Origin of the sequence: Galbibacter sp. (assembly GCF_035306585.1) — a bacterium.
GTDB lineage: Bacteria > Bacteroidota > Bacteroidia > Flavobacteriales > Flavobacteriaceae > Galbibacter.
Genome location: NZ_DATGNU010000046.1, coordinates 40,327 through 55,542 on the forward strand (window position 1 = coordinate 40,327; position 15,216 = coordinate 55,542).

Consider the following 15,216-nt stretch of genomic DNA (forward strand, 5'->3'; position numbering starts at 1 on the left):
TATGAAAGGACACGATAAATATATAGTATTGAGTTTATTATTGATACCATTGTTATTTGGGAGTTGTGATAAGCTTGATGAGCCAGAATTGAACAACAATTTCACTGGTGGTACGGATTATACCCAGACCCAGGACATGCTATTGTCGCTGATAGGGGTTTACGATGCCCATAACGATACGGGTTGGGAACTTCCGCTTTTAATAGGCGTTCGAGGGGATGATGTGAATGCTGCTGGTGATCAGGCCGTTTATCAAGACACAGACCAGTATAAATACGACAGCAATAACTGGATGTATAACAGTGTATGGAAAGCATACTATGATGATATTGTAGTTTCCAATACTGCTATTGAGAACATCGACAAATACATTGCCGAGGCGGATGATTCTGGTAAAAAACAAGGAGAGCAATACAAGGCAGAAATTAAAATAATGCGTGCCATGGATCACTATTTCCTTGCCAAGACTTGGGGGAGGGTTTTTATACTGGATACTTCGGATCTGTCAACTTTAGCAGAAATTCAGACATTGCCCACGCGAGAAGAAGTGATGCAATTTGTGTCTGACCAGATGGATGAGGCTATTCCAGCTTTGCCAAAGATACGCCCTAATCAAAGAGAAGATCTTCCTGGGGCTTATACAGCTTATACCGCCTATGCTGTCAAGGCATTGGCCAATCAGGAGTTAGAAAATTACCAAGCAGTGGCCGATGCCACCGGAGAAATAATAAAATCAGGATTATTTGATCTTTACCCTGATTTTTATGAATTGTTTAAAACTCCTGGTAAATTAAGCGATGAAAGCTTGATGGAATTGCAATATTCAGACTACGGTCAAGGTTCCGGAGAACGGGAAGCTCATTTATACGCTCCTTATGGTCCCTCTTCATGGACACCTGCGGTTAGTGATGCTTCTTCCGGTTGGGGATTTTATGAACCTAGTTTAAAGTACATCCACTTTATGTTGGATCGCGGAGAAACCACCCGATTACTAACCAGTGTATTGTTTACCCCAGATGGGATCGCGGAAATTCAACAAACACCTGGTTATGAGACGCTTCCTGATTTTGTTTCCAATACAACCCCTGACGGAGATGTGATTAACAATAATGTGAGGGCACTGTTTTCCAGTGGAAAACATTATTTGCCATCCAATCAGTTAATTCCGGGTCGTACAGATTATGGTAGTAATAAGAATTACATTATGATCCGTTATGCCGAGATCTTACTTATGTATGCAGAGGCACTAACTAGAGGAGCCACTGGAGTAGGTCTAACTGCGGACCAGGCAGTAAATCTTGTGAGGGCACGTGCTGATATGCCACCACTCTCGGGAGTGACTACTCAGGATGTTTTGGATGAGAAATTTGCTGAGTTGGCCATGGAATGGGGAGTTCGTTTCTACGATATGATTCGTGTTGACAATTACCAAGAATTAAGCTATCAGGGCCGAAGTTTTAATGCTGACATGGAACTATTGCCTTATCCTCAGCAGCAAATCGATGAATTACCTGTATTATCAAAGTAGACTAATGTTTAAACTAACAAGATATGAAACGTATTATATATCTAATGGGTCTTGCCTTTGCGTTGCTTGCCTCTAGCTGTGACCAAGGTATCGACCCTATTAAGGAGGTTGCTCCAGGGCCTGATATGGCTCCACCTAAAATTCAGATCAACTATCCTGCAGCTGGATTGGAAATCCAGGTTAAAGAAGATGTGGTTCCGATCACTATTAAATTTTCTGTAGAAGATGATATTGAACTGATTTCAGTAGATGTCACAATGGATGGTACAGAAATTGCTAATTATAACGACTTTAAGGATTATAGAAAAGTGACCATAGAAGACTTGGTGTATCCTAACCTAGAAAACGGCAGTCATAGCCTTTCTGTTCACGCCACCGATATTCAGGGTAAAGAAACTACACAAACTATCACTTTTGAGAAAAAAGAAGCATACAAGCCCATCTATGATGGGGAGATTTTTTATATGCCCTTTAACGGGGATTTTGCGGAATTAGTGAGTGTAACAAGTGGTACTGTTGTGGGTTCTCCAGGATTTGCCGATCAGAGTGTAGTTGGACCTAATGCCTTTGCTGGCGCCACAGATTCTTATGTTACCTTACCAACTGAAGGATTATTAGACTCGGAGTTTAGTGCTACGTTTTGGTATAAATTAAATGCGGTACCTGATCGGGCAGGTATTTTAGTTATTGGACCTGAGGATACCGAGAATCCCGATGCTCAAAACAACAGAACCAGTGGATTTCGATTCTTTAGAGAGAACGCTGGTGGAAATCAACGATTTAAATTAAATGTTGGTAATGGAACGGCGGATTCATGGGTGGATGGTGGTGCTGCTGCCGATCTTGCTCCTGGTACAGATTGGGTTCAAATGGCCTTTACTATTTCTCAAAGTTCAGCTAAGGTATACATTGACGGTAGCCTAGTAGCGGAGACAGCTATTTCTGGTGTAGACTGGACTGGATGTGATCTGCTATCTATTGGGTCAGGTGCGCCTAGGTTCACTGGATGGGATCATCTTTCTGATTTGAGTTTTATAGATGAACTTCGATTATATAATAAAGCGTTGAGCATGGAAGAAATTATAGAAATCCAAAATGCTGATTTAGAATAACTATTAACTTAAAAAAAAAATAATATGCGTTTATGCACAATTTTTATATTGTTGTTTACACTGGTAATTACCTCGTGTGACAATAAAACAAAAAAGGAAACAGAAACCTCGAAATCTACTCCTGAAACACAGGATGAGCAAGGAGCGTTTGTTCCAACTGATAATGATCTCGCCCTTTTGGATAAGGTACAGCGACAAACCTTTGATTACTTTTGGGATGGAGCATTGCCTAATTCAGGATTAGCAGCTGAGCGTATTCATATGGATGGTGAATATCCATCTAATGACAAACATATTCTAACAACAGGTGGGAGTGGTTTTGGCTTGATGGCTATTTTAGTAGGCGTTGAGCGAGGATATATCACAAGAGATCAGGCTTTAAAGCGCTATATTAAAGTTGTTGACTTTTTAGCCAAAGCGGATCGCTATCACGGTGCTTGGCCACATTGGTTGGATGACAATACTGGTAAGACCAAAGCCTTTAGTACCTATGACGATGGTGGTGACCTTGTGGAGACAGCTTTTTTGATCCAAGGTCTTTTAACGGTAGCAGAATATTTTAGGGGTGGTAACCAACAGGAGCAACAGCTTGTCAATGATATTCAAAAGTTATATGAGGAGGTTGAATGGGACTTTTATACCAAAGGCGAAAATGTATTGTATTGGCACTGGTCGGAAAATTATCAATGGAAAATGAACTTCCCAGTTGGTGGATACAATGAATGTCTTATTATGTACATTTTAGCCGCTGCCTCACCGACACATCCAATTTCTAAAGAAGTGTACGAACAAGGTTGGGCTAGAAATGGTGCCATAACAGAAGATACGATCTTTTATGATTTGCCTACTATACTGGATCATTATGAACATGACGGTGACCCTGTAGGTCCGATGTTTTGGTCTCATTATTCATACCTAGGGTTAAATCCAAAAGGTTTAAAAGATCAATATGCTGATTATTGGGCGTTGAATCGCAATCATGCGTTGATTCAATATAGGTATTGTGTTGATAATCCCAAGGGGTATCAGGGGTATGGTGAAAACTGCTGGGGGATGAGCTCGAGTTATTCCATGAAAGGCTATGCTGGACATCGCCCTGGGGATATGGATCTTGGTGTTATAACGCCCACTGCAGCCTTAGCTTCTATGCCATATACCCCGAAAGAAAGCATGCAGTTTTTAAGATATATGTATACCGAACAGGATTCCCTAATTGGAAAATACGGTCCCTATGATGCCTTTAGTCTGGAGAACGACTGGTATGTTCCTCGCTACTTGGCAATTGATCAAGGACCGATACCAGTTATGATTGAAAATTATAGAACGGGGTTACTTTGGGAGCTTTTTATGAGAAATAAGGATGTTCAAAACGGATTGGACAAATTAGGTTTTACCTATACAACTATGTAGTCATGGTCATTAATAGGCATGTTATATTGATTGTTTTTTTCGTCATGGTATTTGGGTGTCGTCCTGAAAAAACTAGTTTTGAGTTCGTTGTTCTGCCAGACACACAGTCATATATGGAAACTTATCCCGATATTTACTTAAAACAAATGCAATGGATTGCAGATTGTGAAAAGCGTTTTTCCTTTGTAATACACCTGGGGGATATCACGCAAAATAATAGTGAAAAGGAATGGATCCTGGCCAAAGAGGGCTTTAATAAGCTGGAATCAAAGGTTCCTTTTACTTTTAGTTTAGGGAACCATGATATGGGGAGCGCTCCAGGTAAATTTGCCGATGAGCGCAATACGGAAATGGCGAATGCGTATTTTGATCTTCAAGCATTAATGGACAAGAGTAATGTCATGGCTTCCTTTCCTGAAGGAACCGTTGATAATCTCTGTAGTAAGTTTAAAATCGCTGGTTCCACTTGGTTGGTATTTTCCTTGGAGTTTGGTCCTAGGAATAAAACAATTGATTGGGTAGATCAAATAATAGCCAAACATCCTGAAGCTAAAATTATTATTAATACCCATGCGTATTTATTTGAGGACAATACCTTACATGGAGGCGATCATTGGTGGCAGCCACAAGACTATGGAATAGGTAAGGAAACAGGGCGAGAGGCGGTAAACAATGGCGAGCAGTTGTGGAATAAACTAGTTAAAAAACATCCTGGAATACGAATGGTCTTTAGTGGACATATATTAAAATCAGGTGTAGGGAGGCTCGTCTCAGTAGGAGATCACGGAAATAAGGTGTACCAAATGTTGGCTAACTATCAAAAAGGAGTAGTGGGATCAAAAAATGGCGGTAATGGGTTTTTGAGAATTGTGAAGGTTGATCTAAAAAAGGAAGAGATCTCTGTTAGTACCTATTCCCCTTGGCTAGATGCATATAAGGAAGATCCTGAAAATGATTTTAGTTTTGAAAACGTAAAATTTTAATACCATGAGATATATAAAACACTGGCTTAACAGCTTACTTCTATTTCTTCCTGTGCTTATATTTGCACAAGAACAACATTATAAACAGGCACAACTGGTAAGGCAAAATGATACGTTAAACTATCGGATTTTATGGCCTGAAAATTTCTCAGAAGATGCGTCTTACCCCTTAGTGTTGTTTCTGCATGGTGCTGGTGAGCGCGGGAGTGATAACCAGTCGCAACTAGTCCATGGCAGTTCCCTTTTTATCAATTCAGAAAACAGGTCTAAATTTCCAGCAATTGTCATTTTCCCTCAATGTCCCAAAGGTGATTATTGGGCGAATGTAGCCGTGGATCGTTCAGAAAAAGGAGTGGAATTGGAATTCGATACGGATAAAGGACCAACGAGGCCTTTAAGTCTTGTTATGGAGCTTCTAAAAGAACAATTGGAGAAGTCTTATGTGGATAAAGAAAGGGTATATGTTGCTGGTTTGTCTATGGGAGGTATGGGAACCTTCGAGATCCTTAGCCGAATGCCCAATACCTTTGCAGCTGCTATTCCAATTTGTGGTGCGGGCGATGAAGGTTTGGTTGGCAAATACGCCCACATACCAATGTGGATTTTTCATGGAGCCAAGGATAATGTTGTAAGTCCACTTTACTCTATAGAAATGGTTGAGGCTATTGTAGAGGCCGGAGGATTTCCAAATTTTACGCTTTATGAAAACGCCAATCACAACAGTTGGGATCCAGCATTTGATGAGCCTGATTTTTTAAACTGGTTGTTTTCCAAACGACGTACCCTGCAGTAATAAGGGGGGGCGTACATCGAATTGATAATTCGATGCTATTAGATCGTAAAATGTAGTAAATTGTAGTAAAATGGAACGATTAAGAATACTTGTAGTCGGATGCCTTTTTGGTAGTCTTAGCCTGATGGCTCAAAATACTGCGTCCATACCAGAGGTGGAGGCGCTTTTGAGTAAAATGACCGTGGAAGAGAAGATAGGGCAACTTAACCTAGTCACCCCTGGAGGTGGCATTGCTACGGGAGAGGTAGTCAGCCAGAATGTAGAGGAAAAAATAAAAGCTGGTAATGTGGGAGGATTATTTGGTGTCTCTGGGCCAAGAAAGGTACGCATCGCTCAAGAGCTCGCTGTAAAGAAAAGTCGTTTAGGAATTCCGTTGTTATTTGGCTTTGATGTTATTCATGGTTATAAAACCACTTTTCCAATTCCTTTAGGGTTGGCTTCGAGTTGGGATATGGAGTTGGTTGAACGAACCGCTGAGATTGCTGCAAAAGAAGCTACTGCCGATGGTATCAACTGGAACTTTTCTCCTATGGTTGATATTAGCAGGGACCCAAGGTGGGGGCGGATGGCTGAAGGTGCTGGAGAAGATCCTTTTTTGGGTGCTGCCATTGCAAAAGCTATGGTTAAAGGATACCAAGGTGATGATCTCGCCGCTTCAAATACCATGCTGGCAACGGTAAAACATCTTGCGCTTTATGGGGCCTCAGAATCTGGTCGGGATTACAATTCTGTTGATATGAGCCATCTCAAAATGTTCAATCAGTTTATGGCACCTTATAAAGCCGCTATTGATGCTGGAGCTGGCTCTGTGATGACTTCGTTTAATGATATTGATGGTATACCAGCCACAGGAAATAAATGGCTTTTGACAAAGGTATTACGGGATTTTTGGAACTTTGATGGATTTGTAGTCTCAGATTATACATCTTTAAACGAAATGGTAGCACATGGTGTAGGTGATTTACAGACAGTCGCTGCTCAAGCTTTAAATGCTGGATTAGATATGGACATGGTGGGGGAAGGTTTTTTGAATACTCTTAAAAAATCCCTTGAAGAAGGAAAAGTGACAGAACAAGCTATTACTAAGGCTTGCAGAAGGATCCTTGAGGCCAAATACAAACTTGGACTTTTGGATGATCCTTATAAATACATTGATCAGACTAGACCACAGCGGGATATACTTACCCCTGGAAATAGAGCCGTGGCACGAAAGGCTGCTGCCGCCTCAGCAGTACTTTTAAAAAATGAAAATAAAACCCTGCCGCTTTCAAAAACTGACAAAATTGCACTCATTGGCCCCCTGGCGGATAATCGCCATAATATGCTGGGCACTTGGGCACCTACTGGGGAGATCAAGTATGCCGTAACTATAAAAGAGGGGATGGAGAATGTGGCACCTTCTGCCTCGGTGCTTTATGCCAAGGGCTCGAATATTGTAGATGATCCTGAAATGGCTGAAAAGATTAATGTATTTGGACCTCGGGTAACAATTAGTGAAACTGCACCTGAACAATTGCTCGATGAGGCCCTAGAGAAAGTCGCACAATCGGATGTGATCGTTGCAGTAGTTGGAGAAGCTACCGAGATGAGTGGTGAGGCTGCTAGCCGTACTGACATCCGTATCCCTGAACCACAAAAAAAACTAATTCGAGCTTTAGAGAAAACCGGAAAACCGTTGGTGTTAGTGCTGATGAGTGGCAGACCTCTGGATATCAGTGAGGAATTTGCTATGCCCATAAGTATTTTGCAAGTTTGGCATCCTGGAGTTGAGGCTGGTAATGCTATTGCTGATTTATTGTTTGGTGATTATAACCCGTCTGGGAAATTAACTGCTTCATGGCCGAGATCAGTAGGACAGATTCCAATATACCACAGCATGAAATATACCGGTAGACCTGCAGGAGACACCAATGAATTTCAAAAGTTTAGATCCAACTATTTGGACTCACCTAACACCCCTTTAATACCATTTGGTTATGGACTGAGCTATTCCACTTTTGAATATTTTGATTTAAAATTGAGTACCGATCAGATTACTTCAAAGCAGTCGGTTGAGGTTTCAGTAACGCTTAAAAATACAGGGGATTATGATGGAGCAACCGTAGTGCAATTGTACCTAAGGGATGTGGTGAGAAGTATTACTCCTCCCAAGCGCACCTTAAAAGGATTTAAAAAGGTGTTCCTTAAAAAAGGAGAACAGAAAACCATTACGATTACGCTAAAACCTGAGGATTTAAAATTTTACAACAATCAATTGGAATTTATTGCAGAACCAGGAGTCTTTGAAGTATTTGTAGGTGCAGATTCTAATGCGACCTTAAAAAAATCCTTTGTTTTACAATAAAAATCTAACCATGCTACTACGAACTTTACTTTTTTCATGTACTTTTTTTGTTTTGATTTCTTGTGCTCCAAAAGATGATAACCGTTATTCCGAAGTCATTTTCAAGCAGGTCCAAAAACAGACATTTATCTATACGGATACCCTAAAACTAGATTTTTATGATATCAAGAATGACCCTCTCGATAAGCGGCCCTTATTGATTGTGGTTCATGGCGGCGGTTTTTCTGTGGGAAAACGCGATAACTCGACGGAGGTTAATTTCTCCAGGACTATGGCTAAGATGGGCTATGCAGTGGCTTCTTTGAGTTACCGATTAACTAGAAGGGGTAAAGCCACTGGATTCGGATGCGATTGTCCAACTCAAGAAAAAATTAAAACCATCAGAATGTCAGGTGAAGATATATTAGCTGCCCTGCATTTTATAAAAAATAAAAATGATCTGTTTAGAGTAGACTTTGATCGTGTGGTACTTATTGGAAGTAGTGCGGGGGCTGAAGCTGTAGTTAATTTGGCCTACATGCGTGGTAGCGATCTGTATCGGGACTTGAACTACGGGGATTTAGAGTTCGCAGGAGTCATTTCTTTTGCAGGCGCATTGTTGGAGCTTGATAACTTAAAGGCTGAAAATGCTATTCCTGGGATGTTTTTTCATGGTATCAAGGACCAATTAGTTCCGTATGACGCGGCACCACATCACTATTGTCCAAAAGATGCACCTGGATATTTAAAACTCTATGGCTCTAAAGCCATAGCGGATAAATTAAGGGAATTAGACATGTCCTATAATCTAGGAACGGATCCAGAAGGGACCCATCAGTGGGCTGGAATTCCGTTTTCCCGGACAGACACGATAGCCTCTTTCATCAATGATGTCATTATAGAGGGGCAATTTTTACAAATCAATAGAACACTTAAAGCAACAAAATGAGATATTCAATTACCAAAAGAACCTTCATCTTTATTATTTTAGCTGGGCTAATGAATTTTGTGAGCTCTTGTCAAGCGAACCAAAAAGAAAACAATGCTACTACTACCTCTGAAGGTGCCAAGGCGAGTCGACCAAACATCCTCTTTATAATGTCGGACGACCATGCCTATCAAGCCATAAGTGCATATGGTAGTGAGTTAAGTCAATTAGCACCAACGCCAAACATCGACAGAATTGCTCAGAATGGTGCTTTGTTTACCCAAATGTATAATACCAATTCCATTTGTGGACCAAGTAGGGCAGTAATCCTAACTGGAAAGCATAGCCATATGAACGGTTTTCGTCAAAATGGAGAACGATTTGATGGGAACCAGCCAACCTTGCCAAAAAAGTTAAAAAGCATAGGATATCAAACCGTACTAATTGGAAAGTGGCATCTATATGGTTACCCACAAGGATTTGATTACTGGAATATTGTTGAGGATCAAGGACATTATTACAACCCTGATTTTATCAAAATGGGAGATACGATACGTATTGCTGGATATGCAACTGATATTATCACTGAGGAAGCCTTGAACTGGCTAGAAAAAAACGGCCGCCAAGAGAAGCCATTTTTTATGATGTTACATCATAAAGCACCACATAGGAACTTTATGCCTGCGCTTAGGTATCTCAACGCGTTTGATTCTATTACCTTTCCTGTTCCGGACACTTATTTTGACAAGCATGAAAACCAAATTGCTGCACAGCAGCAATTACAAACGATTTACAAAGATATGTATGAAGGACATGACCTGAAATTAAGCAAAGGTTATGGTAGTACCAACTTAGCAAACAATCCCTGGACCAACGATTTTGATCGAATGAGTACCGAGCAAAAAACTATATGGAATAAGGCATACCTAGAAAAAAATAATGCCTTCTGGAAAGCCGATTTAAAAGGAAAAGAGTTGGCAATTTGGAAATTTCAGCGCTATCTACAGGAATATCTAGCCACAGTAAAAGCTGTTGATGACGGGGTTGGAAAGGTGCTTGATTATCTTAAAGAAAGTGGGCTTATGGAAAACACCATTGTAGTGTATACCTCAGATCAAGGTTTTTATCTTGGAGAGAAAGGATTTTTTGATAAGCGATTTATGTATGAGGAGTCCTTTAGAATGCCTTTTATGATTCAATATCCAGGTAAAATTAAAGCAGGGATCAAAGTGAGTGCGCTAACCCAAAACTTAGACTTTGCTCAAACATTCTTAGATTACGCAAACGCTGATGACTCATTAACTGTTGGGATGCAGGGTAAATCGTTTAAACCACTGCTAGATGGGAAGATCTCCCAGGATGATTTTAGGGAGGCTATTTATTATCATTATTATGATTATCCGGCATTTCATATGGTGAAAAAACATTATGGTATCAAAACCAAACGCTATAAATTAATGCACTTCTATGACGATATTGATACCTGGGAGTTTTATGATCTTAAAGTAGATCCGAAAGAGCTTCATAATGCCATAGACGATCAAAACTACCAAGAGGTCATAGCACATCTGCATAAGAAACTTGATTCGCTTCAAAAGGTCTACAAAGTGACAGAGAAAGAATTTGAAAAAGCACCGAAATCTAAGGTAAAAAACGCTTACGAAGTTTTTGAGCGTTTAAGAGGGAATCCTATTGAATAAATGAACCTATCTATTGTTTGTAAATCGGAACGTTAAACTCTCCAGTGCCACTGATTAGTTGGAATATATACGACAAAACAGTAACTAAGAAATATTCCTATTGGTTGGTGCCAAATAAGACACAGCAAATACTACTTGCTAAAAACCTTGTATGCCTGCATGTTGTTTATAACCATATTCTTTAAGCATATAATAAGCAGTATCAGGAGGTTTAATACTCCCCAAATTTAGGATCACAAATTAAGTGGTAACTTTAAATCTTCGCGGCTGATCGACACTTATACCGTGATTGATACCTAGCGAAGATCCATGTATTACAAAAATGAAAATATTCCATGGAGCGTTCAGATGGAGGCACGCAATCTATTGAATGTCTGATTTAAAAACCAAAATAGTTTTAATTCCTATGTGATATCTGATAGGAGCACTTTTGTTCTCCTTAGAATTGTTGTATTTTTTTGTTGTCTACACCATTAATGTCTAAACAAAATTAGTAGATCATATACAATCTAAATTTTGGTTTGGTATATTTGACAGATGAATTTTACTAGCTGTAATACAAGAATCATGAGAATTTTAAATTTACTCTTGGCTGCGTTTTTATGCAGTGCCACCTATGCACAAGATCTTCAAGTAATGTCATACAACATTAAGTATGACAACACCTCTGATTTGGTCAACAATTGGGAAAATCGTAAAGCTTTTCTTATCTCTCAACTGAACTATTACGATGCTGATATTATTGGAACCCAAGAAGGACTACACCATCAGCTTGAGGATATTAAAGCGTCTTTGGATCGATATGATTATGTAGGGATAGGTCGGGATAAAGGAAATACGCAAGGGGAATATTCAGCCATTTTTTATAATACTCAAGAAGTGGAAATGCTAAAACAAGGAACTTTTTGGCTTTCTCCAACCCCTGATGAGCCTTCTAAAGGATGGGACGCTGCTTTAAATAGAATTTGTACCTACGCCTTGTTTAAGGACAAAGACACTGATCTGCGCTTTTGGGTGTTCAACACTCATTTTGATCATATAGGAGAAGTGGCACGTTTGGAAAGTTCCAAATTAATATTACAGAAAATAAAAGAAGTAAATACGGATAATAAAGCGGTCATTCTTACTGGTGACTTCAACTTAACGGATCAAGAAAAAGGTATACAGATCATTACTGATCAAATGATTGATACCCATAAGGCCGCTGGTGAGAATGCCTTTGGTCCAAAGGGTACTTTTAATGGTTTTCACTTTGAAAAACCTGTTACTGATAAAATTGATTATGTCTTTATCTCAGAAGGTGATTTTAAGATACTTAAAAGTGGTATTTTAAGTGATTCCCAGGATTGTAAATACCCTTCCGATCACTTACCAGTACTGGTAGATCTAGATTTTAATTAATACTCAGTTAAATGATTTTGAAACTAGCAGTTTGCGGATCAAAACTGATTAGATCGCTGCCAAATAAATTAGAAAAAATTCCTTGATTTATGAGTTCTTCGGGTGTTCCAAAGAGGGATCTTTCTTTTTGAATAATTATAATTTTATCACAAAGTTGTAAGGCCAATGCAATTTCATGGGTTGAAAATACAATGGATTTATTTGTTGTTTTGACAATATTTTTAAGCATCTTAAGAACATAGGCTTTATGATAAATATCCAAATGCGTAGTAGGTTCATCTAGTAGAATTAACGCGGTATCCTGAGCAAGTGCCCTTGCAATCATCACTCTTTGAAACTGGCCATCACTGAGTTGGTAGCATTTTTTATCCTTTAGCTCAACGAGTCCAGTGTCGTGAAGGATGTTTTTAATAATCTCGATATCTTTGGCAGTTAAACTACCGATCCAATTCGTATATGGCTGTCTTCCCAAGGCAATTACCTCTGATACACTTAGGTTTTTAGTGGGGATACCTTCAGTAAGTACAATACTAAGGGATTTCGCAAGTTGATTGGACTTATAATTCGATAGTGGGGTGTTGTTGAGTAGAATCTCACCAGAGAGCTTCATTTGTATTGCTGAAAGCGTCTTCAGTAGGGTGGACTTCCCGATACCATTGGCACCGACCACGGCAACAAGTTCATTAGAATGGACATCAAAATTGATATTTTCTGCCACTTTACTTACCACCGATTTATGTCGGTAACCAATGGCTAGATCCCTTGCTTTTATGATGCTATGTGTTGTTTTAGTCTTGATAGGATTGTAATTTAAAAAATCATTTTACGTTTTCTAACCAACAGCCAAATAATTACTGGAGCTCCTACTAAAGATGTTATGGCGTTAATGGGCAGTGTTAAAGTACTTCCAGGTAGCTGAGCTACTGTATCACAAAGAAGCATGATGATGGCACCCAAACAAACAGTTGCTGGAATCATTATTTTATGATTCAGTGAAGGAAAGAGTTGCCTGCTAAGATGTGGAACGGCCAGTCCTATAAATGCAATAGGACCAGCAAAAGCCGTGATACTTCCCGCCAAAAGGCTTGTAGAGACGATAATGAAGTATCTAGATGTCTTTACGTTAATTCCTAAGCTAGAAGCATAATGTTCTCCTAATAAAAGTGCATTGAGCGGTTTGATGCAATAGATGGCAATGAGTATCCCTAATACAACTAATACACTTAATAGCACTAATTGACTCCAAGATAGATTACCTAAACTTCCAAAAGACCAAAAAATGTATTGCTGTAGCAATTCTTTCTGGGTGAAATAAGATAGTACACTTACCACAGAAGAGGTGATGCTCCCAAACATTAAACCAATTATTAATAGGGTCATCGTATCTTTAACCGCGCTAGCTACAATCATTATAGCTAATAAAACCAAAAAGCTTCCTATTGTTGCTGCAATAATGGTGCCGGCAGCGTAGCCAAGTCCTATGCCTATGACCCCACCAAATAGAGAAGCTCCCATCACTAATATAGCAACACCAAGGCTAGCACCTGAACTAATCCCTAATACAAAAGGTCCGGCTAGTGGGTTTCTAAATAAGGTTTGCATTAGTAGACCACTTAGCGAGAGTCCACTACCTACTAAAATGGCGGTCAGTGATTTTGGAAGCCGATAATTTACAATGATATACTTCCATGATTCATTGGTAATAGGACCGTCGAAAAGGGCATAAATCACCTCTTTAGGAGGAACACTCACTGACCCTAAACTTAAATTAAGTACAAAGCTTATTAATAGAAATGCCCCTAAAATTAGAAAGGAAGCATAGTATGTCTTTGTGGTATTCAAGATTGTAATGGTTTAAAGAATACAGTGCTGTATTCTGGTAACAAATCGGGATGTAAAATATGAATTATATCTTTTAAAACCATGTCTGGCCTACTGGGTGCAAGTTCGTAATATAACATACCACCTTTGTCCCCGGTGCTTAGACCATAGGTATAAATTTTTTTATGCTTGAAAAAATTAAATTGTTGGTAATGGGGGTTGGCCTGTTTTAACTGGTTATAACTAATGAATTGTCCTGACCCTATCCAGTACTCCGTTTCACGAGCTTTCATTAGTACGGTCTCAAAATTCAGTGAAAGGCTACCAGTGCCCTTGGTATCCTTCCATAGATAATTCGCATTGGCATCCTTAAAGAATTGTGCAAGCCAACTTTCTCCCGCTGGAACGTACCAAATATCCTTAAACATGGATCCACTAATTACGGTTGGTTGAGAGCTGGCTTTTAAGGCTAATTTTTTCGCTTTATTATATTCTGAAACAATGGTATTAAAAATCTGATTTGCCTGCTTTGATTTACCAATGAAAGCACCCATGAATTTAATCCATTCAGCTTTACCAAGGGGAGTTTCTTCTACCCAATCTCCATTATATACCACTGGAATTCCAGCTTTGGAAATTGTATTGTAACTCTTATTTTCATTGGAGACACCAAAACCTATAAACAGGTCGGGTTGTAAGGCAATTACAACCTCCTCATTGATGGATTCATTGACGCCTAATTCAACTATCTGGCCACTTTCAACGCGCTTTCTTAAAACTGGTGAAGATATAAAATCTGTTTCAGCAAAGCCGATTAAATAATCGGACACTTCTAAAAGTTGGAAGGCAGGTATATGGGTGGTCGATGTAGCTGCAATTCTTTTAGCAGGGGTAAATACCACAGCATCAAAGTTTTTTCTCAGGTAAATTAAACTATCCTTTAATTCGTTTTTATGCCGCTTGTCAATTAAGACGTACTTATAGGGTACATTGGCATTTGGCCATGGAGAATTCACCTCTACATAGGTTAAATGGCCTTGTTTTTTTATAGTAAATCCTTGTGCATATTGAACGGCAACTTCTGAGTTCGGAATGCTTTGCACTGCTTCGATTTGTTGAGAAGAAAGGGGAGCTTCCTTTTGCTTGGATTCTTTACACCCTATAAAAACAAGCATTAAAAGGCAAAGGTATTTCATTATGACAAGTTTAATTGTGTG

Annotated in this window: 13 protein-coding genes; 10 read left to right on the forward strand and 3 right to left on the reverse strand. The window is 39.3% G+C overall.

Annotation, left to right across the window (positions count from 1 at the left end; all coding sequences use genetic code 11):
* Position 1 precedes the first annotated feature (1 nt).
* The 10 genes from VKY50_RS05265 (at position 2) to VKY50_RS05305 (ending at position 12,178) form a co-directional block, all read left to right on the forward strand.
* Positions 2-1,528, forward strand: coding sequence for a RagB/SusD family nutrient uptake outer membrane protein (locus tag VKY50_RS05265; protein WP_324299593.1), 1,527 nt, complete (start codon positions 2-4; stop codon positions 1,526-1,528).
* A gap of 23 nt (positions 1,529-1,551) precedes the next feature.
* Positions 1,552-2,640 (forward strand): LamG domain-containing protein, encoded by a 1,089-nt coding sequence (locus VKY50_RS05270; protein ID WP_324299595.1) that lies wholly within the window; start codon positions 1,552-1,554, stop codon positions 2,638-2,640.
* A 24-nt stretch (positions 2,641-2,664) separates the two neighbouring features.
* Positions 2,665-4,050 carry a glucoamylase family protein gene (locus tag VKY50_RS05275; protein WP_324299597.1) on the forward strand — a complete coding sequence of 462 codons (1,386 nt, stop codon included), beginning with the start codon at positions 2,665-2,667 and terminating at the stop codon, positions 4,048-4,050.
* Between the two features lie 113 nt (positions 4,051-4,163).
* Positions 4,164-5,033, forward strand: a complete 870-nt coding sequence (locus VKY50_RS05280) for a metallophosphoesterase (RefSeq protein WP_324299599.1) — start codon at positions 4,164-4,166, stop codon at positions 5,031-5,033.
* Between the two features lie 4 nt (positions 5,034-5,037).
* A complete protein-coding gene (locus tag VKY50_RS05285; protein WP_324299601.1) occupies positions 5,038-5,826 on the forward strand; it encodes a carboxylesterase family protein in 789 nt (262 codons plus the stop codon).
* Between the two features lie 124 nt (positions 5,827-5,950).
* Positions 5,951-8,170 carry a beta-glucosidase BglX gene (gene bglX, locus VKY50_RS05290; RefSeq protein WP_414652300.1) on the forward strand — a complete coding sequence of 740 codons (2,220 nt, stop codon included), beginning with the start codon at positions 5,951-5,953 and terminating at the stop codon, positions 8,168-8,170.
* Between the two features lie 10 nt (positions 8,171-8,180).
* Positions 8,181-9,098: an alpha/beta hydrolase gene (locus VKY50_RS05295; RefSeq protein WP_324299604.1), complete on the forward strand. Its 918-nt coding sequence runs from the start codon at positions 8,181-8,183 to the stop codon at positions 9,096-9,098.
* A complete protein-coding gene (locus VKY50_RS05300) occupies positions 9,095-10,777 on the forward strand; it encodes a sulfatase family protein (RefSeq protein WP_324299606.1) in 1,683 nt (560 codons plus the stop codon). Before VKY50_RS05295 ends, VKY50_RS05300 begins: the two co-directional genes overlap by 4 nt.
* 44 nt (positions 10,778-10,821) lie before the next feature.
* The gene (locus VKY50_RS12725) at positions 10,822-10,962 is read left to right on the forward strand and encodes a helix-turn-helix domain-containing protein (RefSeq protein WP_414652299.1); all 141 of its coding nucleotides are present in this window, start codon (positions 10,822-10,824) and stop codon (positions 10,960-10,962) included.
* Positions 10,963-11,344: 382 nt separating this feature from the next.
* A complete protein-coding gene (locus VKY50_RS05305) occupies positions 11,345-12,178 on the forward strand; it encodes an endonuclease/exonuclease/phosphatase family protein (protein WP_324299608.1) in 834 nt (277 codons plus the stop codon).
* A 7-nt stretch (positions 12,179-12,185) separates the two neighbouring features.
* On the opposite strand, the gene VKY50_RS05310 is transcribed toward VKY50_RS05305, so the two are convergent.
* Genes VKY50_RS05310 through VKY50_RS05320 form a run of 3 tightly spaced genes read right to left on the reverse strand, consistent with a single transcriptional unit; the run spans position 12,186 to position 15,195 of the window.
* Positions 12,186-12,977 (reverse strand): ABC transporter ATP-binding protein, encoded by a 792-nt coding sequence (locus VKY50_RS05310; RefSeq protein ID WP_324299721.1) that lies wholly within the window; start codon positions 12,975-12,977, stop codon positions 12,186-12,188.
* Positions 12,978-12,988: 11 nt separating this feature from the next.
* Positions 12,989-14,020 (reverse strand): FecCD family ABC transporter permease, encoded by a 1,032-nt coding sequence (locus tag VKY50_RS05315; protein WP_324299610.1) that lies wholly within the window; start codon positions 14,018-14,020, stop codon positions 12,989-12,991.
* Positions 14,017-15,195, reverse strand: a complete 1,179-nt coding sequence (locus VKY50_RS05320; RefSeq protein ID WP_324299612.1) for an ABC transporter substrate-binding protein — start codon at positions 15,193-15,195, stop codon at positions 14,017-14,019. The genes VKY50_RS05315 and VKY50_RS05320 overlap by 4 nt, the downstream gene beginning before the upstream one ends.
* Positions 15,196-15,216: the final 21 nt, after the last annotated feature.

Bases quoted from the DNA above. Each gene is read 5' to 3' on its own strand.
- VKY50_RS05265 (WP_324299593.1), top strand. From the start codon at position 2: ATGAAAGGACACGATAAATATATAGTATTGAGTTTATTATTGATACCA.
- VKY50_RS05270 (WP_324299595.1), top strand. From the start codon at position 1,552: ATGAAACGTATTATATATCTAATGGGTCTTGCCTTTGCGTTGCTTGCC.
- VKY50_RS05275 (WP_324299597.1), top strand. From the start codon at position 2,665: ATGCGTTTATGCACAATTTTTATATTGTTGTTTACACTGGTAATTACC.
- VKY50_RS05280 (WP_324299599.1), top strand. From the start codon at position 4,164: ATGGAAACTTATCCCGATATTTACTTAAAACAAATGCAATGGATTGCA.
- VKY50_RS05285 (WP_324299601.1), top strand. From the start codon at position 5,038: ATGAGATATATAAAACACTGGCTTAACAGCTTACTTCTATTTCTTCCT.
- bglX (WP_414652300.1), top strand. From the start codon at position 5,951: ATGGCTCAAAATACTGCGTCCATACCAGAGGTGGAGGCGCTTTTGAGT.
- VKY50_RS05295 (WP_324299604.1), top strand. From the start codon at position 8,181: ATGCTACTACGAACTTTACTTTTTTCATGTACTTTTTTTGTTTTGATT.
- VKY50_RS05300 (WP_324299606.1), top strand. From the start codon at position 9,095: ATGAGATATTCAATTACCAAAAGAACCTTCATCTTTATTATTTTAGCT.
- VKY50_RS05305 (WP_324299608.1), top strand. From the start codon at position 11,345: ATGAGAATTTTAAATTTACTCTTGGCTGCGTTTTTATGCAGTGCCACC.
- VKY50_RS05320 (WP_324299612.1), bottom strand. From the start codon at position 15,195: ATGAAATACCTTTGCCTTTTAATGCTTGTTTTTATAGGGTGTAAAGAA.